Source organism: Paenibacillus sp. P4_A7 (assembly GCF_056402455.1).
The window spans coordinates 1-3,273 of record NZ_JBFUHJ010000557.1; the positions used below are offsets into that span (position 1 = coordinate 1).

Genomic DNA, 3,273 nt, shown 5'->3' on the forward strand with positions numbered 1-3,273 from the left:
CCATCGGAAGATTTGTAACTTTACTCAAGAAAGGAACCGTACGTGATGAACGTGGATTAACTTCAATCACATACACTTTATCTTGATGAATAACGAATTGGATATTCACTAGACCAACTACATCTAGAGCTTTAGAAATCTTAATCGTAATATCGATAATTTGCTGCTTAATGTCATCCGATAACGACTGCGGCGGGTACACCGCGATAGAGTCGCCTGAGTGAACACCAGCGCGCTCTACGTGCTCCATAATACCTGGAATTACAACCGTATCGCCATCACAAATCGCGTCAACTTCCGCTTCTTTGCCTAGCATGTAGCGGTCAATCAGTACCGGATGCTCCGGATTGATTTTCACAGCAACTTCCATATAGCTCAGTAGATCTTCATCTGAATATACGATTTCCATTGCGCGTCCACCGAGTACATAGGATGGACGAACAAGTACCGGATAACCTAGACCTTGAGCAGTTGCAACAGCTTCATCAACAGAAGTAACTGTGCTGCCGTCTGGTTGTGCAATGTCCAAGCTGCGAAGCAAAGCTTCGAACTTTTTGCGATCCTCGGCTGCATCGATACTCTCTAAGCTGGATCCTAGTATTTTAACGCCTGCTTTAGTAAGCGGTGAAGCTAGATTGATCGCTGTTTGTCCGCCGAATTGCACAATAACACCAATCGGATTTTCTTGTTCGATGACATTCATAACATCTTCGAAAAATAATGGTTCAAAATACAGTCGGTCAGACGTGCTGAAATCTGTTGAAACGGTTTCTGGGTTGTTATTAATAATAACCGCTTCATAACCCGCATTCTGAATAGCCCATACCGCATGAACCGTAGAGTAATCGAATTCGATACCTTGCCCAATACGAATTGGACCAGAGCCAAGCACAAGCACTTTTTTCTTATCGGTATGAATGACTTCATTTTCTACTTCGTATGTTGAATAGTAGTACGGTGTAGTCGCTTCAAATTCAGCGGCACAAGTATCTACCATCTTGTATACCGGCTTAAGGTTAAGCTGTACGCGCAGCGCACGCACATCCTCTTCAGTTGTGTGGCTGCCATTCGGGAAGCCTTCGCGACGAATTTCTGCGATCGAACGGTCAGAGAAACCTTTACGCTTTGCTTCATACAGCGTTTGCTGCGACAGCGTTGACTCACTGCGCATGCGATCTTCAAAAGCGATGATCGATTGAATTTTATCAAGGAACCACCAATCGATTTTCGTTAAATCTTGAATAACCTRAAGCTTATAGCCGCGGCGGAATGCTTCCGCTACTAGGAACATACGCTCGTCGTCCGGCTTTTCAAGACGGGTATTAAGAGTTGCTTCATCGAGTGAAGAAGCTTCTGGCAAATGAATTCGATGAGCACCGATTTCAAGGGAACGAACAGCTTTATGAATGGACTCTTCGAAAGTACGGCCAATGGCCATAACTTCGCCCGTTGCTTTCATTTGCGTGCCTAGCTTACGATTCGCATTAACGAATTTATCAAAAGGCCAGCGTGGAATTTTGGATACGATATAATCAAGTGCCGGCTCGAAGCATGCATAAGTTTGTCCTGTTACTGGGTTTACTAGCTCATCAAGCGTGTAACCAACAGCAATTTTCGCTGCCATCTTCGCAATTGGATAGCCCGTTGCTTTCGAAGCAAGCGCTGACGAACGGCTTACACGTGGGTTAACCTCGATGACGTAATATTGATAGCTATGTGGATCAAGTGCATACTGCACGTTACATCCGCCTTCAATATTTAGAGCGCGAATAATTTTGAGTGATGCCGAACGAAGCATTTGGTACTCGCGATCAGACAATGTTTGGCTAGGAGCCACAACGATGCTATCACCGGTATGAACGCCAACCGGATCAAAGTTTTCCATGTTACAAACAACGATACAGTTGTCATTCGCATCACGCATAACTTCATATTCAACTTCCTTCATGCCCGCAATCGATTTCTCGATCAAGCATTGTCCAATCGGACTGTAACGAATACCGGAAGCAACGATTTCGATTAGTTCTTCTTCATTCGCACAAATACCACCGCCAGTACCCCCAAGTGTATAAGCAGGACGTACGATGACTGGGTACCCGATTGAATTAGCGAATTCTACTGCCGCTTCTACTGTAGTGACGATATCACTATCAGGTACCGGCTGCTCTAGCTCACGCATGAGATCACGGAACAAATCACGATCTTCTGCTTTTTCGATAGCAGTTAATTGCGTTCCAAGCAGCTTCACATTTTCCCGTTCAAGCACGCCTGCGCGAGCAAGCTCGACAGCCATGTTAAGGCCCGTTTGTCCGCCTAGCGTCGGCAACAAGCCATCCGGGCGCTCTTGACGAATAATTTGTGTTACAAACTCCAACGTTATTGGTTCGATATAAACTTTGTCAGCCATATTTGTATCCGTCATGATTGTTGCTGGATTGCTGTTTATGAGGACAACCTCATACCCTTCTTCCATCAACGCCTGACAAGCTTGCGTTCCTGCATAGTCGAATTCAGCCGCTTGTCCGATAACGATCGGACCAGACCCGATCACGAGAATTTTTTTGAGTTTATTATTTTTGGGCATACTGAAGTTCTCCTTTCAACGTCTCCGATAACACAGCTTGACGAGGTTTTTGTGGGTTATTTTGCTTGTGCGTACGGATCATTTCCAGGAATTCATCAAACAAATAGCTGGAATCCTGAGGGCCTGGCGCTGCTTCTGGATGGTATTGCACCGAGAAAGCAGGGAATGTATTATGTTTCAAGCCTTCAATAGTACGGTCATTATTATTAATATGTGTGACAGATAAGCCTGTATTAGCAATGGAATCCTCAATTACTGTATATCCGTGGTTTTGCGATGTAATATAGCAGCGATTCGTCGATAGTTCTTTAACCGGATGGTTGCCGCCGCGATGACCAAATTTCAGTCTTTCTGAATCAGCTCCGCAAGCTAATGCGAACAGCTGATGGCCTAAACAAATACCGAAAATCGGATATTCGCCAAGCAACTCCGAGATCATTTTCACAGCATAAGGAACATCCTTCGGGTCCCCAGGGCCATTAGACAATTGAATACCGTCTGGTGCCAAATGACGAATTTCTTCAGCAGTCGTGTTATGCGGAACGACAACTACGTCACAACCGCGTTTCGTCAGTTCGCGCAAAATACCACTTTTCGATCCGAAATCTACTAGGACGATACGTGCACCTTGTCCTGGGCTTGAGAATATGTTAGGCGTTGAAGTACGAGCAACCTGATCGGTCATAAGT

At 45.1% G+C, this 3,273-nt stretch carries 2 protein-coding genes; both read right to left on the reverse strand.

All coding sequences use genetic code 11. The features are described from left to right. A partial coding sequence (gene carB / locus AC1DWN_RS30885) for a carbamoyl-phosphate synthase (glutamine-hydrolyzing) large subunit (RefSeq protein WP_477562687.1) occupies positions 1-2,584 on the reverse strand: 2,584 nt, incomplete at its 3' end. Continuing rightward, positions 2,571-3,273 (reverse strand): carbamoyl phosphate synthase small subunit (locus tag AC1DWN_RS30890; RefSeq protein ID WP_477562688.1); only part of this gene is annotated, 703 nt, incomplete at its 5' end. The genes AC1DWN_RS30890 and carB, both read right to left, overlap by 14 nt.